The following is a 24,262-nucleotide window of genomic DNA, read 5'->3' as shown; positions in this document are numbered from 1 at the left end:
CCTTTCTAGCCCGAATACGCATCTTTAAGATTTTTAAGTTCAATAATCTTGTATTTTTTATGAAGTATGTCTTTTAAGGTTTTAATATCATGTGTCTTACTTTCAAAGCATATCTCACAATATGTCGAAAACTGCCTATTTAGCACATCATAATCTACACTTAAAATATTACAATCATACTTAGCAAGTATCCCACATAGTTGCGCTAGAGTGCCCTTTTGATTTTCAAGCGCGATAATCACCTTATAAGTCGCTTTTTGCTCATTTGCCCATTGCACAAAAAGCATTTCACTCCCCTCTTCTATCTCACCTAATGCCCTCTCGCACATTTTATGATGAATATAGGCTTTTTGAGCAATCTTAATAGCCAAGATATTATCACCATATTTGGGATGACAACAATAATCAAAAATCACCTCATCGATATTGCGATTAGTTTGCACAATGATATTATCAAAGTTGAGAGGCTTTAACTTCAACATATTGATTTTAATTTTTCCTAAAAAATTTGCCTCTCTTGCGAAGTTCCCTCTAATGCTATTTTTAACCTCTTTCAAAAACACTAAATCTGATGCCGCCCTGTGGATATGAGTTTCAAGCTTATTTTCTTTAAGATAACTCACAATGGTATGTTTAGAGCTATCAAAAATTGTTTGCAAAATACGGCAGGCTACCTTTTTATCAATTTCTTTTAATTTTGCCTGACATTGAATCCTCATATGATTCTTTGCTCGAGAAGTTTTTACCGCATCAATCCAAGTACAACGCGGGCGGATTTTCTCTCCATTTTGAGCCACAATAATGCGCACAATATCACCATTTTTAAGCGGTTGTAATAATGAGGCTTTTTGATGATTAATAAGTACTTCTTTTGCATTATCTCCTATATCACTATGCACCGCATAGGCAAAATCTAATGCCACAGCCCCTACAGGCAAATTATAAATATCCCCCACAGGGGAGAAAACCACCATATCCTCTTTATATAAATCATTTTTTGCTAGCTCATAAAACTCTTCAATCGTATCATTTTGGTATTGCAAATTATTCAGCCATTCTAAATTTGGCTCCATTCCACCACTTTTATATTTCCAATGAGCTGCCACACCATATTGTGCAGATTTGTGCATATCAAAAGTACGAATCTGCACTTCATAAATACTCGCTCCATCAAAAATGGTTGTATGTATGGTTTGATAGCCATTTTCTTTAGGGATAGCAATATAATCCTTAAGACGGGACACCACAGGTTTAAGCTGCAAATGTAATAAGCCTAAAACTTTGTAGCATTCCAAATTTGTAGGCACAATAATACGCACAGCAAGTAAGTCAAGTATCTCATCAATGCCTACCCCCTTGCGCTGCATTTTTAAAAATATCGAATAGTAACGTTTCACGCGACTTTCAATGACAAAATCTGCTTGCGTAAAGCCATTTTGCAATAAAATCGTAGTAATTTTCTGTGTAAATTCATTCAATCTTAATGTGATAGATTGGTTATTTTCACTAATGTAGTGCTCAATTTTTTTATACTCTTGGGGGAAAATATAAAAAAAGCTTCTATCTTCTAGCTCATTTTTAAGTGAAGAAATACCCAAGCGATGAGCAATGGGCGCATACACCATAAGCGTTTCTTCTGCAATACGATGCTGCTTACGCTCTGGGAGGGCATTAAGCGTTAGCATATTGTGCATTCTATCGCTAATTTTAATCACAAGAGCACGAATATCCTTTACTGAGGCAAGGAGCATTTTACGAAAGCTTAAGGCAGAGGCGATAAGCTTATCATTTGAATGGTTATTGAGTTTTTCATTACGAATTTCTACGATTTTTGTCAAAGCATCAACTAAATGTCCTACGTCCCAACCAAAGGCAAGCCTTATATCATCGAGCGAGCATAATGTATCTTCTACCACATCATGCAATAGTGCCGCACAAAGCATTGTCTCATCACCACCATAAAATGCCACAATACATGCCACACAAAGTGGATGCACAACATAAGGCTCACCACTCTTGCGAAATTGCCCTTGATGAGCAGTTATTGCCATATCAATGGCTTTTTGGACATTGGGAGTAATGTCAGTTAAAGATTGGAGCTGAGTAATAGCGGATTGTATAGTATCAATTTGAGCAATCTGGGCAAAAAAGTCCAAAACTTCTTCCTATTCTCTATCCTCAATGGAAGTAAGCTCTACCTTACCCTCAGCAATTTCACGCATTGCAATATCAGGTAATTTGTGGATTTTAATATCCATATCCACAAGCGGTTTTGCACCATTGCCTAATTCCTTAACGCGCTCAAAAATCAAGCTTGCAAGCACATATCTATCATCATTAACCCTCTTAAGTGCAAGAGCTGCTATCTCTTCTGTCCGTAATGTATCCATGTGAATCCTTTAATGTAAATCCTTTAGAAGTTGTAAAGTTGCGGATTGTATCGTTATTTTCATTTGATTTTGCTTTGACTACTTGACAATCGAATAAATGCCTTTATGGTATTTCACCAAATCAAGCAAATTCCCCTTTTTGAACATATTGCACACAAGGATGGGGAGTTTATTATCTTTAGCAAGCGCAATTGCTGTATCATCCATTACCTTAATATGGTCTCGCAATGCCTCATCATAGCTAATACTTTCAAGCATTTTGGCATCACTAAACTTTTGTGGATCTTTATCATACACGCCATCAACCTTTGTGGCTTTGATAATCACATCTGCACCAATCTCTACAGCACGCAAAGTTGCGGCACTATCAGTAGTAAAGAATGGATTACCCGTCCCAGAAGCAAAAATCACCACTCGTCCCTTTTGCAAATGTCTGATTGCTCGGCGGTAAATGTAGCTTTCACACACTTCTTTAATTTCTATCGCACTTTGCACACGTACATCTACACCTAGATATTCTAACGCCTCTTGCATAGCCACAGCATTAATCACCGTGGCAAGCATACCCATATAATCTCCACTTGTGCGGCGGATAATGCCCCCTTGGGCAGCAGATACGCCGCGAATGATATTACCTCCGCCAATGACAATACCCACCTCAATACCACTATCAACAAGTGTTTTAATCTCACTTGCAATATATTCTAAGACTTTCACATCAATGCCAAATCCGCTACTTCCCGATAGTGCCTCACCAGAAAACTTCACCAACACGCGTTTGTAGCCCATATCCTATCCTTTCATTTTAAGTTTGCTATTCTAACTTAAAAGCTTAAACTACAACTATCAGCTTAGTTTATGCAAATAAAATGGCATAAAGCACAAACATCTTTGCTGCCTTGAATGTGCCAAGAAATATAAAATGAAATATGGAAAGTAATATGAAGTAATGCAATCAAGCTATCATTGCTAGATAAGGAAATTATGAATTATAAAGTTATGACTATATATGAGAGTGGCGGAGCGGACGGGGCTCGAACCCGCGACCCCCTGCGTGACAGGCAGGTATTCTAACCAGCTGAACTACCGCTCCATAAAAAGCTAACCCGCGACACAGCAAAAGCGGATTCATAAAAAGTGGTGGTCGCTACAAGGCTCGAACTTGTGACATCCACCTTGTAAGGGTGGCGCTCTACCAACTGAGCTAAGCGACCAAGCTGAAAGACCATAAAAGAAATGTTGAACAAAAGTGGTGACCCCGAGGGGACTCGAACCCCTGTAGCCACCGTGAAAGGGTGGTATCCTAACCGCTAGATGACGGGGCCACTTTTATTCTGGTGGTGACCCGTGTTGGATTCGAACCAACGGCCCATTCCTTAAAAGGGAATTGCTCTACCAACTGAGCTAACGGGTCTAAACTATGATGATGAAATGTAAAGAGAACTTGAACCTGTGGTTTAAAGCAAGGGGAATTATAGTAAGTTTGCCTTTAATTGTCAAGCTTGAAGAAGTGCGAGTAGCAACTCAAGTGCTTGGGTGCAACTTTGTATCTGCACGCTATTTCTATCACCTTGAAACTGATATGCCCCAACCAAAGCTTGGCTTGCCTTAAACTGCACACCGATATACACGCAACCCAACGGAATTTGCTCACTTCCACCGCTTGGACCAGCAATGCCACTTGTAGCTAAAGCCACATCTGCTCCGCTTTGCCTAAGTATCCCCTCACACATACCCCTTACCACAACTTCGCTTACTGCCCCATATTTGTTTAAATCCTCGCTCTCCACACCAAGCCATGCAGCTTTCATAGCATTACTATAGGTAATCATACCTCCGCTAAAAATAGACGAAGCCCCACTAAGTGCGCTAAAATGGTAGCTCAAAAGCCCTCCTGTACAGCTCTCTGCGATAGCTATTTTCAGCCCTTTATATCTAAGATGGAAAGAGACTTGCTCTGCAAGAGCTAGATTTAGGGACATTTGGCTTAAATGTATAGAATCTGCGGATTCTAATGTGCTTTTTGGCTTCATTTGGTAACTCCTATAAGAATAAATCTCACTTTATTCATTTATATATTAAACAATAAATACTACACTAATAGCCATAATTTCATTTTTAAGGAGACAAATCATGGGGAAACAAGACAGACACATCGTTATTCGACCGGAAAATGAGGGCAATATCGAAGAGATATATAAGCGCAAAAGCGGACGCATGAAAGAGGACTTCTACCTCAAAGAGCTCACAAAACTACAAATCGAACTTCTCAAATTGCAAAATTGGGTAAAGGCAACAAATCAAAAAATTGTCATTATTATGGAAGGACGTGACGCAGCAGGAAAAGGGGGCACGATTAAAGCCCTAACCAGCCGTATGAATCCCCGTAGTTGCAGAGTAGTAGCCCTACCTAAACCTACAGAAACAGAAAAAACAGAATGGTATTTTAAGCGCTATATCAGTGCCTTGCCAAGCGGGGGTGAAATAGTATTCTTTGATAGAAGCTGGTATAACCGCGCAGGAGTTGAGAAAGTCATGGGCTTTTGTACTCAAGAGCAATACAAAGAGTTCATCACTCAAGTTTCCAATCTTGAGCAAATGCTTATCTCAAGCGGTATGATGATTTTTAAATATTTCCTTGATGTAGGTAAAGAAGAGCAAAAACGTAGAATCTTACGTCGTAAAACAGACCCACTAAGAATGTGGAAACTAAGCCCCATTGATAGCAAATCACTCGACCTATGGGAGCAATATACAGAAGTGTTTGAAAAAATGTTTGCCCGCACGCATACACATATCTGCCCTTGGACTATTATCAATACCAACGACAAAAAGCGCGCGCGCTTAAATATCGCTAGAGATATTCTAAGCAAAATTGACTATGAGGGTAAAGACCAAACCAGCGTATGCTTATTGCCAGACCCAAGCATTGTATGGACATATTCTCAATATCAATTGACACACCTTGATCCCACTGAAGAGATTAAAAGACAGCTAGAAGACGCCAAAGAAGCTAAACGTGCAAAGAAAAAGGCTCAAAAAGCTGCCGCTAAGGAAAAGAAAGAGCAAGAAGAAAGAGAAGAAAAGGAGCAAGCTAAACATACAAAAGAAGTGGCAAAAACACCGCCTAAACCTAAAAGTGCTCAAACAAAAACCCCAAAAGAATCTCCCAAAGCAGAAGATAGCTTAGTTCAATCATAAGCTTACATTAATCCCCTCCCCCTAATAGTAGGGGGTAGGCTACCCTTAAATAATACAAACAAGCTCACACTCATTATAAAAGCCAAATCCTTTCTCTTTACAATTCCTTGCATTGATTCTTATCTTCAAGCCTGCAAGCCTGAAATCTCTACCTTACGTCATCTCTTATCTGCAAGAAAAATCTTAATTTATGGGGAGTTTGCCATCTCCTAGCCACAAATAAAAAATCTCAATTATAAATCCACTAACGACTCCGTTATTTTGTCATCACGAACGCCCGCTAGGGGGTGAAGAATTGCTGTTGGCTTTCTAGTGATTCTCTTAGAGATTCTTCGGTCATTACCACTCCCTCTAAACATAACTAACTTGGCTACCCGCACGATAAGGCTAATTGTCGCCCATAGCGTGAGAGCGTGAGAGGAGGCAAAAATCTCCTTAAACCCCCACTCAAACCCATTGGCATATATTTAGCAACACCCAAAGCCAAAAAGCATTGTGTACGTATTATGTAGATATAAGTAACATACAAAAATATAAAATTACGATTTTCTACATACATTATACTTACGATTAAAGTAAAGGTTACAATCTAACTCACAAATACTCTCTATTCAAAGGATTTATGATGAAAAGAAAATTTTTATTTTTGATACTTTTATGCTTTATAAACCTCGCCCATGCTTCAGATTGGGGCTATGGGAAAGAAAATGGTCCAAACTCTTGGGCTTCTTTAAATCCAAAATACGCCCCATGTAAATTAAATGAACTCCAATCTCCCATTGATATTTCAACCCAGCACACAACGCCCACTATTAACCAGCTCACCATCCTCTATAAAAACAATGCAAAAGACATCATCAATAACGGGCATAGCGTGCAAGTGAATTTCAACGACGCAGGTGGCATTACATTTGAAGATACGCACTACTCCTTAGTGCAGCTTCACTTCCATACACCATCTGAGACCAAAATCAACCACAAATCTTTCCCTATGGAAATGCACCTCTTGCACAAAGATAAGCAAAACCACCTTCTTGTGCTCTCTGTGCTTTTTAAAGAAAAGAAAGAAAACCTCGCCCTAAAAAATATTGTCCAAAATATCCCAAATAACATTAATGAGCCAAAAGCCCTAACTGAACTCAATGTGGCTGATCTCTTGCCTAAAAAACAAGGCTATTACGCCTTTAGCGGCTCTCTTACCACGCCTCCTTGCACCGATAATGTACAATGGATAGTGCTTAAAACCCCGCTAGAAGCCTCTAAAAAGCAAATTATGAGCCTCCACAAAGCCTTTGGAAATAATGCAAGAGACACACAGCCCTTGCATGAGAGAGTCATTAAAGAAGCCCCTTAATTGAACGTTTTATGCCACTGCAGATATAAAGTGCTATTTTTATAAGGCTCTCAAATCGAAACCAAACCTTAAGCGAAGCGCACATATAGTATAAATACCGCCCTTGCTTTGCCATGGCGTTGAGTTTAAGGTACTGCAACACCCTAAAGAGTTTTTTCGCTTTATTTATATCAACATTATTCATGTGGGCTAGTGCGTATTCTATATTTTTCACACATATACTATAAGCTGCAATATGCGCTCTAGGGCTTTGCTGCGTGCTTGAAGCATTATTTGCGCAATACACATATAACCTATGGGGTATCCCCACCACTCTTTTAGCACAACTTAAAAGCACAAAGCTTTTAAGCACATCTTCAGCGATATTCATAGGAGCTGCCCCCTCTAGCAGGATATCTACAGAGCATATAAGCTCCCTTTTATAGAGCTTATTCCACACATAAGGGGTAAAGCTCCCTCTTGTGGGGAATAAAAGCTTATAGCTATCAGCGTAAATGCTCTCCTTATATGTATAAAAAGTGCGCCGATAAAAGCCCTCACATACCGCCCCAAATGCCACCACATCTGCCCCTTGCCTAAGTGCAGCCTCATAGGCTAACAAGCACGTATCTAAAGATATATAATCATCAGAATCTACATAGCATATATACTCGCCTTTAGCATATTTACCCCCTATAATCCTCGTATGAAGCAAACCTCGATTGCACACATTACGTACAATTTGAATGCGAGAATCTCTTGCAGCATATGCTTTAGCCACCTCCATAGCCTTATCACTCCCGCAATCATCAACGATAATAATTTCAATATCCCTCATACTTTGAGATACAAGTGAGCTTAAACATCGCTCTATATACTTTTGCGTGTTATACACAGGCACAATGATAGATACCTTTATCACAATAAAGCTATATCCTTAAAAATCACACTATTATGCGCCTTAGCCACAAGCGCGTAATCTTTGCTAAATAAAAATTGGGCTATCTCATTTTTCTCTAAAGCAAACATATCTAGCTCTCCATAAACATTGCTCAAAATCTCAACCACAACAAACTTAGGACGATACCTCTGCCAATCATTGCTTGATAGCACACTCAAATCAAATCCCTCACAATCTACGCTTAAAAAATCAATCTCCGCATCTTTTGGCATATATATATCAAACACATCACAAAGCCTATAGATAGGGACTTTGACTATCTTTTGTAAAATCCCTTCACTTTGTGCCGCCACATCTTTATTGCAAGTATTCCAAGCACTCTCATTAAATATATAATATTCCACAAAGCTTTGAGGGTATAATCCCCCCCCCCCCCATTGAATCCTCGCTATTGCGATAAATCGCCGCGAGGTCTTGTGATATGGAAGTAAATTCCACATCACGCCTAAAGCCCTGCGGGGAGCCTTTGATAGGAGAAGTAAATTCATATACAGAATCTCGCCAAGATATGTTAGAAATTTTGTCATCCTGAGCTTGTGAAACAAGTGAAGAATCTCTGTTAGAATCACCAGCAACTCTGTCCCTGTTGTCATGTCTTAGAGCTTGAAAGCCCGAAGAATTGCTCTTTGAATCACTAGTCGTGCTTTTTGGTGTTTTTAAGAGAGATTCTTCGATCAGGCGTGCCTTCCCTAAGACATGACAAACTTGGAAAGTCGTTAGTATTTCGGGCGGAGTTTCTTTACAAGACTTGGAACAAGGGGCAGTGTTGCCTCGCACTAAAGGAGAGCTAAAAGCTTGAGATTCCTTATTGTCTGCTATTACATTCCCTATGGCACACTCAATATTTATATCCCTTGGGCGGTGTTTCCTAAAGGCAGCCATACTCCCGGGCGTAGCATCGATATTAATCCCCATCCAACCCCATGTATAAAACAAATATGTGTTTGAATATCTAAAAGGATGGTGTGCCCCCACATCAACATAAAAGCCACTTTTCCCCTCTTTATCACCCATAAGCGCACTTAAGATTCTATCCTCACCCTCTATAGAATAACTCGCATGCCTATATATTGCCCTACCCTTGCATTTAGCCTTAGCCCAAACTAACCATTGCCAGCACTTAGAGGGTAGCTTACCTTTAAGCCAAAATTTGAATCTTAATACCATAATGCTCTCCTTCTTATCATCTTAAACCAAAGTGTATAAGCTTGGTTGCTAACACCTTTGCCCATGCGCGCCTTTTACTTCCATGCGGGAAAAGCAAGGCGATAAATAGCCTTTTAGGTAAGGTTTTAATTTTATATAGCATTGAAGCCTCTAGGGCGATATAATCTGCCAAAAGCTTTGGAGAAGAGGCAAAACTTAGCTTTTGGGCATAGAATCTACTCCCCTCTTCCCACCATGAGCTCGCACAATGATGAGCCAAACATGTAGAAGGGCTTAAATCCTCTAATTTCGGGGGAGCACCTATACTTAAGGGAGAAAAATATGTCTTAGGATATATCTTCACCCCCTCACAAATGCAAGGCTCGCTTATATCTCCCACAAACCCCCGATTTTTAATATAATGCCCATTTGCCATAAAATACAATCCCACTAATTTGGGGCTTATGAGTATTTCTTTACGAAGCAAGTAGAGCTTGCCCAAGCCCTCATAGAGCTCACACATAAATTTTGCTAATCTCGCACCCTTTTTAGCCGCCATAGCATGGCTTGTATAGCCTCCTAGCCTATCCTCTATGCCTATTATCATCTCATATTGGCTGCTTTGAAGCTCATCGATAAGCGCTCTAAACTTCGCCCCGTTATAGACTTCAATATCTGCATCAAAATACACACCCCCATAATGATAGAGCAAATACCAACGATAATAATCCCCCAAAAACACGCCATCTTCTAGCTTACTTAATGCCTTTGTGTATTCACATACCCCAAGGGGGAGGTTTGAAGCATTATAAAAAATTATCTCAAAATCTGGCAGCTGCTCCTGCCAATTCTGTACATACCGCCTATAAATGTCCTCTTCTCCACCAAAGCCAAAGAAGATTCTGTGAATGCTTTTTATGTCTTTATTTGTAGAAGAATCTTTGCAGGAATTATTGGACTCATTGTCGCCTCTTGCGGGAGCGGCAACGACCAAAGAATCTCTGTTAGAATCACCATCGACTTTGCCCATTTTGTCATTCTGAGCCCTCACAGAAGGTGAAGAATCTCTGTTAGAGTTTTTGGTAAATAGGGAACAAACTTCTCCCCTATCCGCCTTAGCCCTCATAAAAGCATGCAAAATATCTTGTGCGCATTGCTCCCAGCTAAATAAGGAGGCACGAGCTAATGCCTTTTGTGAAAGCAGGCTTGCATATTGAGGCTCACTATAAATGCGATAAATCGCCTCTTGCAGTCCTAGTGCATCTTGCGGGTGAAGTGCTATGCCTCCATCGCCTAGTACTTCAGGGATTGAAGTCGTATTAGAGGCTATAGTTGGACAGCCACAACTCATAGATTCTAAAACCGGCAGTCCAAAGCCCTCATAGGTAGAGAGATAAATGCTACACATCGCACAAGAGAAGAGATTGGCTAAATGCGTATCATCTACATAGCCTATGCGGATAATGCTTTGACTTCGTGCGCCAAAAGAGGCAATTTTAGCCTCTAAAATATCTACAAAGCCCTCCCATGCCCCGCCAGCAAGCACAAGCACGACATCATTTATCCAAAAGCGCGCCAAAGTCTCTAAAACATTCTCTATCACAAAAAGCAAGTTCTTACGCGGGTCAAGGGAGCAGAGTGAAAAAATATAGCGCATATTTTTAGGGATATGATACTTCTCCCTCAAAGTAAGATTTAGCTCTAAATCCTTATGCGGGTGAAAGTATGCTCTATCTACACCTAGTAAAGCCACACTAATATGGCTAGCCTTAAGCTTATCCCCACATAGCCTTAAAAAATCATTTTTTGTAAAAGCAGAATTACTTATGTAATAATCATGCGTATTTAAGGAGCTTACAATATCATAAAAGTCATGGCGCGTCCTTAATAATTTCCTTAATAATTTCCTTAATAATTTATCTATAATTTTATTGCTCATTGCATAATCTTTTTTATTAATAAGCGGTATCACGTCATGCAAAAGCATAAATCGCAGCATATTAAGGCTCATAATCTGCTTAGGGAGGGCGTGATAGGGTGAAAATATCACATCATTTTGGCTTATTTTCTTCAGTGTGCGCTTGCTTAAAGGGGTATGTCTGCTTATAAGCACCGCGGGGAAAGCTAAAGCCCGCCCAAGATAATCCCTAAAAGTCCCGCCAAAATGGCTCTTGCAATAAAATTTAAAATAACATATCTTAGATATAAGCCTTAAAAACCAACCATAATCCCCTATAAACTTAAAATGTGCTAAAGATTCTATACTTTGGCATTGTCTTTTACATATTTCATAATGCTCCACATCTGCGAATAAGACTACATCACATATTTGTGCTAAATGGAGCAAAATATGATAGCTACTTAGGGCTATGCCACTTCTAAAGGCATTGTGCTGCCCCATATCTTTAAGCGGCAAGGCATAAAATACGACTTTTAGCCTAGCCACGAACACTCCTTAATACACCTATGCAAAAAGCATAAAGCCTAGGGCAAAATCGCTTTAGCACATATACAAAGCGGGTCTTGCACTCTGCATAAACATATGGCATATACACAGCCCTAATTTCTTTGTAAAATGGAGACTTTTTAGCCATCTTGCGCCATAGCTTGGCATAAGGATTTTCTATGCTTACAAGCACGGGGTGGCTTAAATACTCTCTTATGTAGCATACCCTTTGCCATGGTTTAGGTATAGAAGCAAAATGCACAATCTTAGGCTTTGCTAAGGCTCTCTCATACACGGCTTTTGTATGCCGAGAGCTTAGCCTTTGCTTCTCAAACAATGCTTCTACGCTCCATAAATCTTGCGATTCTTTGGGCAAATTTTCCTGCAAATGAGAATCTTCCAAAGGAGATTCTTCATCAAAAGACAATAAAAATGGGGCAAGATATATCATATTCCACTCTAAAGGGAATTCAAGCACCTCATCCCAAAAGCAAAAATTCAAGCAATTCTGATCATGATAGCCCTTGGCAACATAGCTTTTATGCTTTATACACTCACTCAATCTCTCCCATGCCCCACTTTTACGCCAAAGGCTGACATTAATAAGCTCCACCCCCGCATTAAAATAAAATCCCAAATGATTAGGGCATACAGATGAGGGCTCTTGATAGGCAATATCGCGCACTGCCCCTAAGAGCTTATCTCCTAAATCTATGCGATAAAGCTCTTGTATATCAGCCAAAACAAGCACATCGCAATCTATGTAGCAAATCTTTTCTACATAAGAGGGCAGAAATTCGCCCAAAAGCAAGCGCAAATACGTACTAAAGCTCCCTCCAAGGCTAGGTAAGTGCAAAAATGGCGTTTCTTCACACACAATAATATGCAAGACAAAAGATGGATCGGATAAAGATTCTAACTTCTTGCGTACTTTAGGGCTTAAGGGCTTAGGAGTGATAAAAAAGCACTCTATAGTGCAAGTTGTGTACTTTTGTACAGAGAGGATGGTTACACTTGCGTATTTTACATACGCTTCATCGCTACAGCACATCAAATACACTTTTTCTTGCATATTCATTTGCCCGCTCATTTATTTGCCATCATATATGTGGATTTGCGCAATGTGCGCACAAATGCCGCTATAAACACACTTAAAGCCGCTAGCACAAAGGCACTCACACAAAGTAAAATCCACATACTCCTCTTGCTAAACCCCTGCGTTAGGGAATCTTTAAAAATAGCCAACTCTTTAAAGCCTTTGGTATAAGTTAGTTGTGGAGCAGAGCTAATAAAAAAGCCATTTTCTAATATGTCATTCACACTTGCACTCCATAGATTTTGTGCTTTGAGTAAAGGTGTGAAAGATTCAAGATAAGCCCTCAATGCTTGTACTTCAGGCGAAGTAGCAATATAGTCTTTAATAAAATCGCTTATCGCTTCTGCCTGCTCTTTACTTTGTGCGGGGTAGATAAACCAATACACATCAGGATAACCCATAGAATAGCCGCTAGGGGCGATTATATGGAGATGATTTTTAATGCTTAGGACTATTGTCTCGTTAGTCTCCTCACTTTGCAATGGCGCAGCAAGGAGGCGGTTTAAAATAGGATTTAAGATTTTATTATTCACAAAAAACGCATTGTGGTTATGAGAAGATTGGTGGATTACCTTTTGTGTAATAAAAAACGCATAATTTTTAAGCTCTATTGTTTGAATCGTGGCTTTGCTTGTTGTATTGATATACACGCCCCCGAGAGCAAACACAAGCCCAAAAACACCCAAAAAAAGCCATTTATAAGCCCATATCAACCCAAAAACACGTACTTCATTCATATTCTCTCCTTAAAACAGATAATAAAACCACCCACCATAAGCAGGATAGCTATGCCATAGTTCATAGGCATTGTTGCCAAAAAGCAAGACCTTGCATTTATAGATAAAGCACAATCCTCCAAAGCCCAAAGCACACATCATAAAGCCCCTAAAGCCCATAAAAAGCAAGAATCCCAGCAAAATAGTGCTTAAAAGCAAGGTTGCCCTATGAGCAATCCCCCCGCTCACCAAATAAAGCGAGAAATACAGCATAATAAAAAGCCACACAAAATACCGCCATTGCTTTTTGTGAGAATCATCACTAGGGATAAGAAAAAGCGCACCTAAAAATGTAATGAAAAAAAGCTCAATAACATTAGGGCGAAAGTCCCCAAAGCCCAGAGCATAGAATCCGAGTTTATTAAAAAGTGGAGTATCCCTTGAGATAATGCCCATTTGCCATAAGCCTAAAAGCCAAGCAAAGCTAAGGCTAAGCACAACTACAAGCCCAAAGCAAGCAAGGAGTGTGAATTTGGGGTATTTTTTCAGCATAAAAAGTGGAGGGAGTAATAAAATTGCACTTAAATGAAAGCAAAGGGCAAATATAATATGTGCATATCTCCAAAATGCGCCCTTCACACACAAGGCATAGAGTATAAAAATACTGCTTATACATTGCCTTGTGTATTCTGTGGGGATATAAAAATCAAAAAACAAAAATGTAAAAAACACGCACAAGGCTTTATTGGCATTATCTAAATGCTTCATGGCATATTGCTCTAACCACACTAAAAAGAGCACACTAGGGAATAAAATAGTCCAAAAAAGCACGCCAGCAGGAGAAAGCTCCCCAAAAAGCCCCACTAAAGCCATATAAAAGAGGGGCAACCCCGCTTCTAAGCCATATATATTAATATGCCCAAAGCCCTCTCTAGCAAGCAAGGAATAGGCTTGAAAATAGCGGATAAAATCATCTCCCTCCCAATGAAAATACACCCTACTCGCATAAATAATACTCCCACTTAGAATAATACACACCCCTAAAGATATGCGCATAGGAGAAGAGAGCACACAATATGCGCCAAAAAGCACACATAAGGCACAAATAAAGCTCAAAAGCGGGCTAAAAGCTAAGAGCACATAGCATACACATAGAAAAATCCAAAGGGCATACTGAAGTCTTAAAGATATTTGAGCCATTTAGAATCTTTTATGAAAGTAAGAATAACGTTTCAAAAAGCCAAAAAAGCAATAATGGCTAAAATAATACACGCTTCTCAAAAAGCCCAAACCCAGCACTTCTCGATAAACGTACCATTGGCGGTATGCGGCTTTAAGTTTATTGTAAGTATCGCTGCCTTTGCGGATTCTAATAGCAGCTAGATATGTGGGATTAGGCTTTGAGGCACACAGGGGGGGGGGGCAATACATGAACTATGCTGACGCAAAATGCTTAGCCACAGCTCATAATCATGACGAATGCTCCCGGATTGAATCTTCCCTACCTTATAAGTATCATACATCGCGGTGGAATTACCGATTTGACAAGTCTTAAGCATATCTTCATAATCTAAACTTCCCTTTGGGATAAAATCACCCAAACCTACTCCATCTTGTGAAATCACACGATAAGCCCCATAACTTAAGGCGACATCTTGCTCTAATATTGTTTTTACTTGCAGCTCTAATTTATGTTTTTCCCATACATCATCAGAATCTAAAAACGCAATAAATCGCCCATTGGCAGCAAGTAGGGCGAGGTTACGCGCGGCACTCACACCTTGATTGCTTTGCAAATAAATAGGCTTAAAGCGCTTGTCTCTATTGGCATAAGATTCTATAATGTCTCTAGAATCATCTACCGAAGCATCATCAACCACAATCGCCTCCCAATGGAGGTAGCTTTGATTTAAAACAGAGCAAAGCGCATAATCCAAAAATGCAGCAGTATTAAAGCTAGGAATGATGATAGAAACAAGCCAAGAATTATGCGCTTTATGTGTTTTATCTTTCAAATATGCCCTTTGTGCATTGGTGTTGGGTGTGTAAATGCCCAATATCAATAATATAAAATGGCAGGGATTGTAGTGTAGTTTGTCTTAAAAACACTTGACATACGTTTTTATACGTTACAATGTATCAAATTACCCACAAAGGAAATATATGGAACTCAAAGGGAAAAACAATCTTAGCCTTGCTACACCCTTATATGCTAAAGATTTAGATGAAAGTTTTTGCATTATTGATATGCGCTATGTGGAGGATTACACACTTTGCCATATTAAAGATTCTCATCATCTCAATAATCCTTATGATATTTATGCTTTTATTAAAAATAATCCTAGTAAAAAATGTGCCCTTGTGTGCTATTCTGGGCATACAGCGAGTATTTTAGGCACAGAGCTTGTGCAAGAGGGCTTAGAGAATGTGTATTTTTATGATGATGATTTTAGTTCCCTTGCCTCTGCAAATGTCCAACTCATCACGAAATAATGCTATAATCCGCCCTTTAACCCCGCTAAAAGGAAAGAAATGAGTGTTTTATCAAACGTGCTGTATATCCTCTCAAATATCAATGTGATTTTTTATATCCTCGCATTTATCATTGGAGGGATTCCATTTGGGTGGCTTTTAGTCAAGCTTAGCCTTAAGACAGATATACGAGAAATTGGTTCGGGCAGCATTGGAGCGACAAATGTCTATCGCGCACTCAAAGAGAAAGATGAAAAAAATGCAAAGTTTCTCTCAATACTCACTATCGTGCTTGATGCGACAAAAGGGCTTATTGTAGTAGCCCTTGCTAAAGCCTTTTCTCTTAGCTATGAAACGCAATGGACTATCGCATTTTTGGCGATTTTAGGGCATTGCTATAGCCCATTTTTGGGCTTTAAAGGCGGTAAGGGTGTGGCTACGGCGATTGGCTCTGTACTTTTGCTTATCCCTTGTGAGGGTATATGTGGGCTTATTATCTGGGGCATTGTAGGCAAAGTCTTTAAAATCTCCTCTATCTCCTCACTTGTAGGAGTTTTAAGCGGCATTGCCCTTACCTTTGTGCTGCCTTATAGCTTGCCCCTGCCAGATGCTATCTCTATAGTCTCTCAAATCCACACACATACGCCTGTAGTGCTTATAGGGCTTTTAATCCTCTATACACATATCCCTAATATCAGGCGACTTTTTAGCGGGCAAGAGGGTAAAGTTTTGTGAATGAGAGCATTGTCTTACACATTGAAAATCTCTGCTTTGAGGCGATCATTGGGGTGTTACCACAAGAGCGCATCAAGCCTCAAAAGCTCATCATAGAAGCCCATATTACTTATATTTATGATGATGAGTGCTATCTTAATTATGCCAAAATCTGCGAGCAAATAGAGCATTACATACAAAGCAATACATATGGGCTTTTAGAATCTGCCCTTATTGATATAAGCCATAAACTTAAAGCCCATTTTAGTAATATCACACATCTCACATTGTGCATTAAAAAGCCTCAAATCCTAGCCCCTTGTGTTGTGGGAGCGAGTATCACAAAAGTATTTTAAGCCTAATGTGCTGCCTCAATTCACAAACGCACGACAAAGGCTCTTTAAGCTATGGTGTGCTTTTATTTGCTATAATGGAGGCAAAGCTAACAAAAGGGGTAATATGAAAATCTTAGTGATTCAAGGACCAAATCTCAATATCTTAGGACATCGCGAGCCACAGATTTATGGGCATTTCACATTAGAGCAAATACATCAGAATCTCTCAGCACAAGCTAAGCAAAATGGCGCAGAATTGGAGTTTTTTCAAAGTAATTTTGAAGGAGAGATTATTGACAAACTTCAAGAGTGTATTGGCGGAGAATATGTGGGAGTTATTATCAATCCTGCGGCATTTTCTCATACTTCTATTGCCATTGCCGATAGCATTGCAAGCTGTGGGGTGCCTGTGATTGAAGTGCATATTAGCAATATCCACGCGCGTGAGGAATACCGCACAAAAAGCTACACAGGGGCAGTAAGTGCGGGGGTGATTACAGGATTTGGTGCATTTGGCTATCATTTAGCGCTCATGGGAATCTTGCAAATTGCCAATGAAATACAAGCCCTTAAAGCCCAGCAAAGCCAACAAGACAAAAACAAATGAAAACACCGCTTATTTACATCACACTCAATGAAAACGCCCAATATTATGAATGTGGCTTTAGTTGCGATAATGCGCTTATCTTACGCATAGACGATGAGCGGTATTTTTTTACCGATGCTCGCTATAGCTTAGAGGCAAAAGAGAGCACATTCCCCCATACGCAAGTGATAGAATCTAGCGACTTTCTCCAAAGCGCACAAGAAGTGCTTAAAAAAGCACAAGTCAAAGAGCTTATCTTTAACCCACAAGAACTTAGTCTCGCGCTCTATCAATCCCTAGAGGCAAGGTGTGAAGCCATATCTTGTAGCCTAAAGCCTAAGGCAAACTTTCATCAATATTTGCGTATCATCAAAACGCAAGATGAGATTGATAAAATCGCAAAAAGTCAAAAACTCAATAAAAAGGCTTTCAAACACTTTGGAAATGCATTACAAAAAATGCTGAAAAAATCTCCAAATGAAAAGCAATTACACTACCAAGCTATGGGGTTTTTAAGCCATTTTGGAGATTATGAGCTAAGCTTTGAGCCTATCGTTGGGATTAATGCCAATGCGGCTAAACCCCATGCCCTCCCTAGCCCTAAATGTTTGCTACATAAAAATGATGTGCTGCTTTTTGACGCGGGGATTAAATACCAGCGATATTGCTCAGATATGACGCGCACAGCAAGTATAAGAGGGGATATAAACTTTAGCAAAAAACAACACTTTAAAGACCCCTTTGTGCAAAAAATCTACGACATTGTGCTGAAAGCACAAGAAGAGACGATTCAAAAGGCACGCACAGGTATGAGTGGAAAAGAAATTGATGCTATTGCAAGGGGAGTTATTGAAAAAAGTGGCTATGGTGAGTATTTTGTGCATAGCACAGGGCATGGTGTGGGGCTTGATATACATGAGCTCCCTCGCATTTCCCGCCTAAGCGAGGATATTATTGAAGATAATATGGTATTTTCCATTGAGCCCGGTATTTATCTCCCCCAAAAGTTTGGCATTAGAATCGAAGACCTTGTGGTTATGAAAAATGGTCGCCCGGAAGTATTGTGATGAAAAGTACTACGATAGAGGCACTATGATGATATTACTCTAATGAAAGTGCGCCAATGCAAGAGGATACAAAAGGAGCAAGCTCAACTTTTAGTGCAGATTCCCTACTTCATATCTGCCAAAATCGCTTTGAGCTTTTAGAATCTTACACTGCTAGGCGATATGCGCTTAATATGGAATTTTTTGCTTCATTAAACGCAAAGCTTAGCAATGAGCTGAATGCACCCATTAAGCAATACAATCTCTATTTGCATGAGGACCATCTTAATATCATTGATGTGCATTCTAAGGTTTTTGTATATCCCACACAAAAGCGAGATAATGCCACCTCACATAGTATGTATGAGCGCAATCTCGCCCTCTCCGAAAACCCGCTTAACAACCCCGCATATAGAATCTACACCAACCACTTAGCCCTCCACAAACTTGATGAAAAAACCCTCCCACTTACCGCAAGTGCGTGTAATCCTATGATTGATATGCTGTTTAGAGATTTTCAAGGAAGCAATCATATGAGTTTGCCCCCATATTTTTTGCCCAATGTGACACTTTTTGGCTTACTTGGGGGAATGTTTTTACAATTTTTACTTGAAAAGGGCTATCGCTTCCATTCATTACTCCTTTTTGAGGAAGATATAGATTTGTTTCGAATCTCACTTTATTTTATAGATTACCCCCTTTTGTTTGAACGCGTAAGCGAGCGCTCGTGCTATCTTTTTGTAAAAGATATATTGCATAGAGAATTTGTGCAAAATTATTTCACGCAGAGGCGTATTACCAATAACTTCATCCGCTTAGAGCTATGCCTCTATGATAGCCCGAAACTCCAAGCAGTGAAAGACCAAGTCGCAGAGAGCTATGCGATTAATTCGCGCGGGTGGGGGAGCTTTGATGATGAAATGATAGGGGTAAGAAACACGTTTATTAATCTAGGTAATGGGGGGAGGAGCAAATATCCTATCCTTCATCTCCCTAAGCGCGTGAATGCCCCTATTTGTGTGGTGGGCAATGGAGCGAGTTTAGATCATTTGCTAGATTTTATTAAGGCAAATGCGCATAAGATGATTATCTTTAGCTGCGGGACTGCGCTTAAAGTGCTTAAAAATGCGGGCATTATGCCTGATTTTCAAATTGAAATTGAGCGCATTAGCTATCTTAAAGATGTCTTAGAATCTGCTCCCTTGGGGGATAGCACACTTTTATGTGGCAATATGGTACAACCTAGTGCAATAAGCCTTGCCAAAGAGGCGTATATATTTATGCGTGGGGGGAGTGCGAGTGCGTATTTTGGTAGCCCTAGAAGCGTCATAGAATTTGCTGCGCCATATGTGGGGAATGCGGGCTTTGCACTTGCATGTTTGCTAAGCGAAGAGGTCATAATATGTGGGCTTGATTGCGGGTATATTAAAGGCAAAGCTAAGCACGCAAAGGGCTCATATTATGGGGAGGAGCAAAGCATTATCCCGCAAAATGCCTATATGGTGCAGGGCAATGGAGAATATGAAGTCTATGCAGATGCGCTATTTAGCTTATCAAGTGCGATGATGAGCAGGGCTATAGAAGCATTCACGCCAAAACTTGTTATCAATCTAGGAGATGGAGCCTATATTTATGGCACGCGTTGTGCAAAAGTGCAAGACTTTAGCTTGCGCAAAATCGATAAACAAAAGTATGTAAAAGAGCTTAAAAGCTATATGTGTGAAGAGAAAGCGAAGGTCTTTAAACACGATAACTTCTACCAAAATGAGCTTGAGGGCTACAAAAAGACTATCTTGCAAGCCTTGTGTGAAAACATAAAAGAGACAAACAAGCCTCCACAAAGCAAACAAGAGCTTTTTACTCGTATTGATAAAATCCATGCCATAACACTTAGAGAATCTGCAAAGAGCCCTTTTGTGGGAGTGCTGCTCGAGGGGAGCATTGCGCATATGCTGCATACTATGATGTTATGTGCCCTGCATATTCCCGGTGATAATATCTTACCCTTTTATGGGCGATGTGTGGAGATTATAGAAAACACTCTAAGCAAAATGATTATGAGCTATAAGATGCTTTGCATATCAGCAAATAAAGATTAAAGGGAGGAGAGAAACTCCCTTGAGAGAATATAAAAAGGAATGGGGATTTAAATATTTATGAGAGAAGTGTGATTAAACACTTGCACCTAAGCACGTAACTCTAATAAAACTTATTTGCGCAATTCTTTAATACGTGCTGCCTTGCCTCTTCTTGTGCGGAGGTAATAGAGCTTTGCTCTTCTAACGCGCCCTATACGCAAAACCTCTATACTCTCCAAGCTCACACTATAAAGCGGGAATGTCTTTTCAACGCCGACATTATTTGCGCCTATCTTTCTTGTAGTGAAAGTTTTATCTACACCATTTCCACGAATAGCAATACACACACCCTCAAAATACTGCACCCTGCTTTTATCACCCTCTTGAATCTTAATGCCCAATCTTAATGTATCTCCAGCCTTAAATTGAGGGACCTGCTTCCCAGCAATTTGCGCGTCATTAAAACTCTGTATGTAACGATTTCTCATGGCTATTCCTTTCTCTTCTCATGCTCTGAATGTATGTAAGCTTGATACAAATCTGGTCTAAAATATTTTGTCTTGCACAATGCTAAGTGTCGTTTTAAGCTGGTGATTTTACTATGGTTTCCCTTTAAATACACTGAAGGCACAGGGGAAAACATATCGCTATGCGTAACTTTAGCAAAACTCGGCGGGGCAAGGAGATTATCTTCAAAGCTTTCATTATGCAAAGAATTGGCATTGCCAAGCACATTGGGGATAAAACGCGAAATGCTATCACACATCATCAATGCAGGTAATTCCCCCCCTGTAAGGATAAAATCACCTATACTTAGCACTTCATTTGCATGCCGCTCAATCACACGTTCATCAAAGCCCTCATATCGCCCGCATACAAAGCTTATATGAGGTTTTTGGCTCAAACGTCTTGCGTCAGTGTGTTTAAAGGGCTTCCCACAAGGAGTGAGAAAAATAATGTGAGAATGCTCCAAGTCTTTTAAAGCCCTATCTAGCACTTCTGCTTTAAGCACTTGCCCCGCACCGCCACTTATAGGAGGGTCATCAACTTTTTTATACTTATCAAGCGCATAGGAGCGGATATTAATACATTCTACACTCATAAGCCCATTGTCAATGGCTCTTTTGAGTATAGAATCTGTGAAGTAAGATTCTATAAGGGCAGGAAAAAGTGTGAGAAAAGAGAATTTCATCACTTAACTCTGCTCAAGGAGTTTTAGGGCATCACATGTGATAACCGCCTCCGTTGAGAGCGTTCGCACATAATGCTCGATATTAGGGATAAAAAACTCCTCCCTTAAGCCCAAAGACACAAGCTTAGAATCTGTAGCAATCAGCAAATAATCTAATGCCCCTATACGTTCAATATCCTTGACTTCTCCTAGCTTTAGCTCCCCTCCATTGCATGTATCATACACGCCTACACCTATCATCTCTTGCCAAAGAAACTCCCCCTCTTTAAGCACACACATTGCCTTGCTCTCTTCAAGTGTAGAGTAAAGCTCACAATTAACTAATTTAGCAGCACTCTCACGCGAAGTGAAGCCAACAAAACGCACCAGATTCCTTTTAGTATCAAATGAGGAGATACATAATGTGCCAAATGACAAAGTATGAAATATAGCTTCGGGGATAAAAATAGAGGGAAAATCACTTACAATATGAAGTTTTAAATCTCCATGTATTCCAACAACTCGACCTATTTTTGCCACAAGAAGAAAGGAGGGGGCTTTAGGCATATTAAATTCTTAAAGTGAGAGCTATGCAAGGTAAGTATTAATGCGCTTGCACGGCGATTCGATAATTTTTACCATCTTTAGCTTTTGTGCCAGAAATAAATGTTTTAAGCGAGCCTACCATTTTCCCATCTCGCCCTATCAATCTCCCCACATCTTGGGAATCTGCCAAGATGAGTATTTCTCTTGTATTATCTTCTGCATCTTGTATTTGTATATCTATGGCTTCGGGCTTGTTGGCTATTTTTTTTGCATATTCTCTAATAAAATCTTCAATCATCATTACTTCTTTATTCAGGGCTTAAGAGAGCTATTTTGAGGTAAGCTTTGATACTCTCTCGCTCATTTTTGCACCTACACTTTTCCAATACTCTAGTCTTTGTGCGTCATATTTCACAAGTGGCGGCTCCACTAAAGGATTGTAATAACCTAAAGATTCTATCCAACCACCATCGCGTTTTTTGCGGGAATCTGTTACAACAATACGATAAAAAGGTTTCTTTTTGCGTCCCATTTTTGTAAGTCTAATTACTGTTGCCATTTGCTCTCCTTGAAGTTTTGCATTGTGTTAGGTAGCGGCATTATAATGTGTTTTGCTTAAATCATCATTATTTTATTTTGGCATTCTCAAGTTGCCCATCATACTCATTAACTCTTGTAGCCCGCCTTTTTGTGAAAGCTTTTTAGCAAATTTAGCAGCTTGGTCAAATTGCTTAATAATGCGATTAATATCACTCACTTCTAAACCACTCCCCTGTGCGATACGTTTGCGCCTTGAGCCATTGAGCAAATCTGGATTCTCACGCTCCTTTTTTGTCATAGAATTCACCATAGCGCGGATATTTTTAATCTCCTTTGATTTATCTAAATCCACTTCTTTAAGCGCACTTGCCATATTACCAAGCCCGGGAATCATCGAGGCAATTTGCCCCATTGAACCAAGTTTTTTGACATTTTCAATCTGTGCGATAAAGTCTTCAAAGCCAAATTGACCTTTTTTGATTTTTTTTGCAATGTCTTTAGCTTGATTTTGGTCTATAATACTTGCTGTCTTTTCTGCTAAGGTCGCAATATCCCCCGCTCCCATAAGGCGAGAGATAATTCTCTCAGGAATGAAAATATCAAAATCTGCCACTTTCTCACCACTGCCTATAAACTTCAGTGGAACGCCGATTTGATACGCAATGGAGAGAGCTATACCGCCCTTACTATCGCTATCAAACTTAGAGAGTATAACGCCATCAATGCCAATTTTTTCATTAAAGTGCTGGGCGGAGCGGATTCCATCTTGCCCACTTAAAGAATCTGCCACATAAAGGCACTCTGTAGCGGCAATAGCGTTTTTTATCTGTAATAATTCTTCCATAAGGGCTTCGTCTATACTCAAGCGCCCCGCACTATCGATAATACACACATCATAATGCCCAAGCGTAGCCTTTTGCTTTGCTTCTTTTGCCACGCATACTGCATCTTGGGGCTTGCTTGCCATATCTGGGGTAAAAATATCTACTTCAATACTTTTAGCTAATTGCTTGAGTTGCTCTATAGCAGCCATTCTCTGCAAATCACAAGCCACAAGCTGGACTTTTTTGCCCTTTTGCTTCAAATAAAGGGCGAGTTTAGCACTTGAGGTAGTCTTACCGCTTCCCTGCAAGCCCATCATTACAATGGTCGTTGGAGGCGTGGGTGAAAAGCTAAGTCCATAAGCCTTTGATGAGCGCAAAATCTCAGCCAAAGCATATTGCAATGCGGCATTAAAGCTTTGTTTGCCAATGCCCTCTTGCTTTGTGCGCTCTTGCACAATTTGGACAATATGCTTCGTGACTTTATGATAAACATCATTTTTCAATAATGTCTTCTTAAGCTCTTCGCAAGCCCTTTGTAGTGCCTTTTCATCATCGCTAAAACGAATTTTATTCATAACATTTTTAAAAGAACTTGTTAGGGTATCAAACATATCATTCTCTCCATATATCTTAGAATCCAAAATGTCTTATTCTATATAAA

At 39.8% G+C, this 24,262-nt stretch carries 27 protein-coding genes and 4 tRNA genes; 9 read left to right on the top strand and 22 right to left on the bottom strand.

All coding sequences use genetic code 11. From position 1 onward, the window contains the following. Positions 1-5 precede the first annotated feature (5 nt). The 8 genes from CQA63_RS05675 to CQA63_RS05640 form a co-directional block, all read right to left on the bottom strand. Positions 6-2,156 carry a RelA/SpoT family protein gene (locus tag CQA63_RS05675; RefSeq protein ID WP_104699697.1) on the bottom strand — a complete coding sequence of 717 codons (2,151 nt, stop codon included), beginning with the start codon at positions 2,154-2,156 and terminating at the stop codon, positions 6-8. A 9-nt stretch (positions 2,157-2,165) separates the two neighbouring features. Further along, on the bottom strand, positions 2,166-2,390 hold the full coding sequence (locus tag CQA63_RS05670; RefSeq protein WP_104699696.1) for a DNA-directed RNA polymerase subunit omega: 225 nt from the start codon (positions 2,388-2,390) through the stop codon (positions 2,166-2,168). 78 nt (positions 2,391-2,468) lie between these two features. After that, entirely contained in the window at positions 2,469-3,179 is a 711-nt protein-coding gene (gene pyrH / locus CQA63_RS05665) for a UMP kinase (RefSeq protein ID WP_104699695.1), read from the bottom strand. A gap of 227 nt (positions 3,180-3,406) precedes the next feature. Next, positions 3,407-3,483: transfer RNA gene (locus CQA63_RS05660), tRNA-Asp, on the bottom strand. A 45-nt stretch (positions 3,484-3,528) separates the two neighbouring features. Next, a tRNA-Val gene (locus tag CQA63_RS05655) sits at positions 3,529-3,604 on the bottom strand. 36 nt (positions 3,605-3,640) lie between these two features. Continuing rightward, positions 3,641-3,715: transfer RNA gene (locus CQA63_RS05650), tRNA-Glu, on the bottom strand. A gap of 13 nt (positions 3,716-3,728) precedes the next feature. Next, positions 3,729-3,804 (bottom strand) — tRNA-Lys (locus tag CQA63_RS05645). 82 nt (positions 3,805-3,886) lie between these two features. After that, a complete protein-coding gene (locus CQA63_RS05640; RefSeq protein WP_233706584.1) occupies positions 3,887-4,423 on the bottom strand; it encodes a CinA family protein in 537 nt (178 codons plus the stop codon). Between the two features lie 100 nt (positions 4,424-4,523). On the opposite strand from CQA63_RS05640, the gene ppk2 reads away from it, so the two are divergent. Together ppk2 and CQA63_RS05630 are read left to right on the top strand one after the other, a co-directional pair. Beyond that, positions 4,524-5,591 (top strand): polyphosphate kinase 2, encoded by a 1,068-nt coding sequence (gene ppk2, locus CQA63_RS05635; RefSeq protein WP_104699694.1) that lies wholly within the window; start codon positions 4,524-4,526, stop codon positions 5,589-5,591. A gap of 622 nt (positions 5,592-6,213) precedes the next feature. Beyond that, complete coding sequence (locus CQA63_RS05630) at positions 6,214-6,945, top strand: carbonic anhydrase (RefSeq protein ID WP_233706583.1); 732 nt, start codon at positions 6,214-6,216, stop codon at positions 6,943-6,945. Here CQA63_RS05630 and CQA63_RS05625 read toward each other — a convergent pair. From CQA63_RS05625 to CQA63_RS05595, 7 genes are read right to left on the bottom strand one after another with little or no spacing between them, the layout of a single operon-like run. Beyond that, positions 6,929-7,846: a glycosyltransferase family 2 protein gene (locus CQA63_RS05625; protein ID WP_158655455.1), complete on the bottom strand. Its 918-nt coding sequence runs from the start codon at positions 7,844-7,846 to the stop codon at positions 6,929-6,931. The genes CQA63_RS05630 and CQA63_RS05625 overlap by 17 nt on opposite strands. Further along, entirely contained in the window at positions 7,843-8,229 is a 387-nt protein-coding gene (locus CQA63_RS09825) for an FkbM family methyltransferase (protein ID WP_104699691.1), read from the bottom strand. The genes CQA63_RS05625 and CQA63_RS09825 overlap by 4 nt, the downstream gene beginning before the upstream one ends. Continuing rightward, a complete protein-coding gene (locus CQA63_RS10055; protein WP_211305731.1) occupies positions 8,210-9,052 on the bottom strand; it encodes an FkbM family methyltransferase in 843 nt (280 codons plus the stop codon). The genes CQA63_RS09825 and CQA63_RS10055 overlap by 20 nt, the downstream gene beginning before the upstream one ends. A 16-nt stretch (positions 9,053-9,068) precedes the next feature. Continuing rightward, the gene (locus CQA63_RS05610; protein ID WP_104699995.1) at positions 9,069-11,477 is read right to left on the bottom strand and encodes a glycosyltransferase; all 2,409 of its coding nucleotides are present in this window, start codon (positions 11,475-11,477) and stop codon (positions 9,069-9,071) included. Next, the gene (locus tag CQA63_RS05605; RefSeq protein WP_104699996.1) at positions 11,470-12,567 is read right to left on the bottom strand and encodes a glycosyltransferase family 8 protein; all 1,098 of its coding nucleotides are present in this window, start codon (positions 12,565-12,567) and stop codon (positions 11,470-11,472) included. The genes CQA63_RS05610 and CQA63_RS05605 overlap by 8 nt, the downstream gene beginning before the upstream one ends. Next, the gene (locus CQA63_RS05600) at positions 12,564-13,310 is read right to left on the bottom strand and encodes a GumC domain-containing protein (RefSeq protein ID WP_104699997.1); all 747 of its coding nucleotides are present in this window, start codon (positions 13,308-13,310) and stop codon (positions 12,564-12,566) included. The genes CQA63_RS05605 and CQA63_RS05600 overlap by 4 nt, the downstream gene beginning before the upstream one ends. A gap of 9 nt (positions 13,311-13,319) precedes the next feature. Continuing rightward, on the bottom strand, positions 13,320-14,489 hold the full coding sequence (locus tag CQA63_RS05595; protein ID WP_104699998.1) for an EpsG family protein: 1,170 nt from the start codon (positions 14,487-14,489) through the stop codon (positions 13,320-13,322). Between the two features lie 54 nt (positions 14,490-14,543). Between CQA63_RS05595 and CQA63_RS10405 the strand changes: the two genes are divergently transcribed. After that, the gene (locus CQA63_RS10405) at positions 14,544-14,672 is read left to right on the top strand and encodes a hypothetical protein (protein WP_267891926.1); all 129 of its coding nucleotides are present in this window, start codon (positions 14,544-14,546) and stop codon (positions 14,670-14,672) included. Here the strand turns inward: CQA63_RS10405 and CQA63_RS05590 are convergent. Next, entirely contained in the window at positions 14,669-15,352 is a 684-nt protein-coding gene (locus CQA63_RS05590; protein ID WP_170128379.1) for a glycosyltransferase family 2 protein, read from the bottom strand. The genes CQA63_RS10405 and CQA63_RS05590 overlap by 4 nt on opposite strands. Positions 15,353-15,452: 100 nt before the next feature. Here CQA63_RS05590 and CQA63_RS05585 point away from each other — a divergent pair, with 100 nt between their 5' ends. The 6 genes from CQA63_RS05585 (at position 15,453) to CQA63_RS05560 (ending at position 20,541) form a co-directional block, all read left to right on the top strand. Then, positions 15,453-15,782 carry a rhodanese-like domain-containing protein gene (locus tag CQA63_RS05585; RefSeq protein ID WP_104700000.1) on the top strand — a complete coding sequence of 110 codons (330 nt, stop codon included), beginning with the start codon at positions 15,453-15,455 and terminating at the stop codon, positions 15,780-15,782. 39 nt (positions 15,783-15,821) lie between these two features. Continuing rightward, a complete protein-coding gene (gene plsY / locus CQA63_RS05580) occupies positions 15,822-16,496 on the top strand; it encodes a glycerol-3-phosphate 1-O-acyltransferase PlsY (RefSeq protein WP_104700001.1) in 675 nt (224 codons plus the stop codon). After that, positions 16,493-16,831 carry a dihydroneopterin aldolase gene (locus CQA63_RS05575; protein ID WP_104700002.1) on the top strand — a complete coding sequence of 113 codons (339 nt, stop codon included), beginning with the start codon at positions 16,493-16,495 and terminating at the stop codon, positions 16,829-16,831. Before plsY ends, CQA63_RS05575 begins: the two co-directional genes overlap by 4 nt. Positions 16,832-16,934: 103 nt before the next feature. Further along, positions 16,935-17,417, top strand: a complete 483-nt coding sequence (gene aroQ, locus CQA63_RS05570) for a type II 3-dehydroquinate dehydratase (RefSeq protein ID WP_104700003.1) — start codon at positions 16,935-16,937, stop codon at positions 17,415-17,417. Continuing rightward, positions 17,414-18,463 (top strand): M24 family metallopeptidase, encoded by a 1,050-nt coding sequence (locus CQA63_RS05565; protein WP_104700004.1) that lies wholly within the window; start codon positions 17,414-17,416, stop codon positions 18,461-18,463. Before aroQ ends, CQA63_RS05565 begins: the two co-directional genes overlap by 4 nt. A gap of 56 nt (positions 18,464-18,519) precedes the next feature. After that, complete coding sequence (locus CQA63_RS05560; protein ID WP_104700005.1) at positions 18,520-20,541, top strand: motility associated factor glycosyltransferase family protein; 2,022 nt, start codon at positions 18,520-18,522, stop codon at positions 20,539-20,541. A gap of 110 nt (positions 20,542-20,651) precedes the next feature. Here CQA63_RS05560 and rplS read toward each other — a convergent pair whose 3' ends face one another. From rplS to ffh, 6 genes are all read right to left on the bottom strand, one after another. Then, positions 20,652-21,008 (bottom strand): 50S ribosomal protein L19, encoded by a 357-nt coding sequence (gene rplS / locus CQA63_RS05555; RefSeq protein ID WP_104700006.1) that lies wholly within the window; start codon positions 21,006-21,008, stop codon positions 20,652-20,654. A 2-nt stretch (positions 21,009-21,010) separates the two neighbouring features. Next, on the bottom strand, positions 21,011-21,712 hold the full coding sequence (trmD, locus tag CQA63_RS05550) for a tRNA (guanosine(37)-N1)-methyltransferase TrmD (RefSeq protein ID WP_104700025.1): 702 nt from the start codon (positions 21,710-21,712) through the stop codon (positions 21,011-21,013). A 3-nt stretch (positions 21,713-21,715) separates the two neighbouring features. After that, a complete protein-coding gene (gene rimM / locus CQA63_RS05545; protein ID WP_244916275.1) occupies positions 21,716-22,231 on the bottom strand; it encodes a ribosome maturation factor RimM in 516 nt (171 codons plus the stop codon). Positions 22,232-22,295: 64 nt separating this feature from the next. Then, on the bottom strand, positions 22,296-22,535 hold the full coding sequence (locus tag CQA63_RS05540; protein WP_104700008.1) for a KH domain-containing protein: 240 nt from the start codon (positions 22,533-22,535) through the stop codon (positions 22,296-22,298). Positions 22,536-22,565: 30 nt separating this feature from the next. Next, positions 22,566-22,796 (bottom strand): 30S ribosomal protein S16, encoded by a 231-nt coding sequence (gene rpsP, locus CQA63_RS05535; RefSeq protein WP_104700009.1) that lies wholly within the window; start codon positions 22,794-22,796, stop codon positions 22,566-22,568. 72 nt (positions 22,797-22,868) lie between these two features. Then, positions 22,869-24,212: a signal recognition particle protein gene (gene ffh, locus CQA63_RS05530; protein ID WP_104700010.1), complete on the bottom strand. Its 1,344-nt coding sequence runs from the start codon at positions 24,210-24,212 to the stop codon at positions 22,869-22,871. Positions 24,213-24,262: the final 50 nt, after the last annotated feature.

It is taken from the genome of Helicobacter marmotae, assembly GCF_003364255.1.
GTDB lineage: Bacteria > Campylobacterota > Campylobacteria > Campylobacterales > Helicobacteraceae > Helicobacter_C > Helicobacter_C marmotae.
The sequence above is the reverse complement of the archived record's forward strand: the minus strand, read 5'-3'. Positions and strand labels throughout refer to the sequence as shown.

Excerpts from the sequence above, each read along its gene's own strand:
- CQA63_RS05670 (WP_104699696.1), bottom strand. The coding sequence starts at position 2,390 with ATGGATACATTACGGACAGAAGAGATAGCAGCTCTTGCACTTAAGAGG.
- pyrH (WP_104699695.1), bottom strand. The coding sequence starts at position 3,179 with ATGGGCTACAAACGCGTGTTGGTGAAGTTTTCTGGTGAGGCACTATCG.
- CQA63_RS05640 (WP_233706584.1), bottom strand. The coding sequence starts at position 4,423 with ATGAAGCCAAAAAGCACATTAGAATCCGCAGATTCTATACATTTAAGC.
- ppk2 (WP_104699694.1), top strand. The coding sequence starts at position 4,524 with ATGGGGAAACAAGACAGACACATCGTTATTCGACCGGAAAATGAGGGC.
- CQA63_RS05630 (WP_233706583.1), top strand. The coding sequence starts at position 6,214 with ATGATGAAAAGAAAATTTTTATTTTTGATACTTTTATGCTTTATAAAC.
- CQA63_RS10055 (WP_211305731.1), bottom strand. The coding sequence starts at position 9,052 with ATGGTATTAAGATTCAAATTTTGGCTTAAAGGTAAGCTACCCTCTAAG.
- CQA63_RS05605 (WP_104699996.1), bottom strand. The coding sequence starts at position 12,567 with ATGAGCGGGCAAATGAATATGCAAGAAAAAGTGTATTTGATGTGCTGT.
- CQA63_RS05600 (WP_104699997.1), bottom strand. The coding sequence starts at position 13,310 with ATGAATGAAGTACGTGTTTTTGGGTTGATATGGGCTTATAAATGGCTT.
- CQA63_RS05595 (WP_104699998.1), bottom strand. The coding sequence starts at position 14,489 with ATGGCTCAAATATCTTTAAGACTTCAGTATGCCCTTTGGATTTTTCTA.
- CQA63_RS10405 (WP_267891926.1), top strand. The coding sequence starts at position 14,544 with ATGGCTAAAATAATACACGCTTCTCAAAAAGCCCAAACCCAGCACTTC.
- CQA63_RS05585 (WP_104700000.1), top strand. The coding sequence starts at position 15,453 with ATGGAACTCAAAGGGAAAAACAATCTTAGCCTTGCTACACCCTTATAT.
- plsY (WP_104700001.1), top strand. The coding sequence starts at position 15,822 with ATGAGTGTTTTATCAAACGTGCTGTATATCCTCTCAAATATCAATGTG.
- aroQ (WP_104700003.1), top strand. The coding sequence starts at position 16,935 with ATGAAAATCTTAGTGATTCAAGGACCAAATCTCAATATCTTAGGACAT.
- CQA63_RS05565 (WP_104700004.1), top strand. The coding sequence starts at position 17,414 with ATGAAAACACCGCTTATTTACATCACACTCAATGAAAACGCCCAATAT.
- CQA63_RS05560 (WP_104700005.1), top strand. The coding sequence starts at position 18,520 with ATGCAAGAGGATACAAAAGGAGCAAGCTCAACTTTTAGTGCAGATTCC.
- rplS (WP_104700006.1), bottom strand. The coding sequence starts at position 21,008 with ATGAGAAATCGTTACATACAGAGTTTTAATGACGCGCAAATTGCTGGG.
- trmD (WP_104700025.1), bottom strand. The coding sequence starts at position 21,712 with ATGAAATTCTCTTTTCTCACACTTTTTCCTGCCCTTATAGAATCTTAC.
- CQA63_RS05540 (WP_104700008.1), bottom strand. The coding sequence starts at position 22,535 with ATGATTGAAGATTTTATTAGAGAATATGCAAAAAAAATAGCCAACAAG.
- rpsP (WP_104700009.1), bottom strand. The coding sequence starts at position 22,796 with ATGGCAACAGTAATTAGACTTACAAAAATGGGACGCAAAAAGAAACCT.
- ffh (WP_104700010.1), bottom strand. The coding sequence starts at position 24,212 with ATGTTTGATACCCTAACAAGTTCTTTTAAAAATGTTATGAATAAAATT.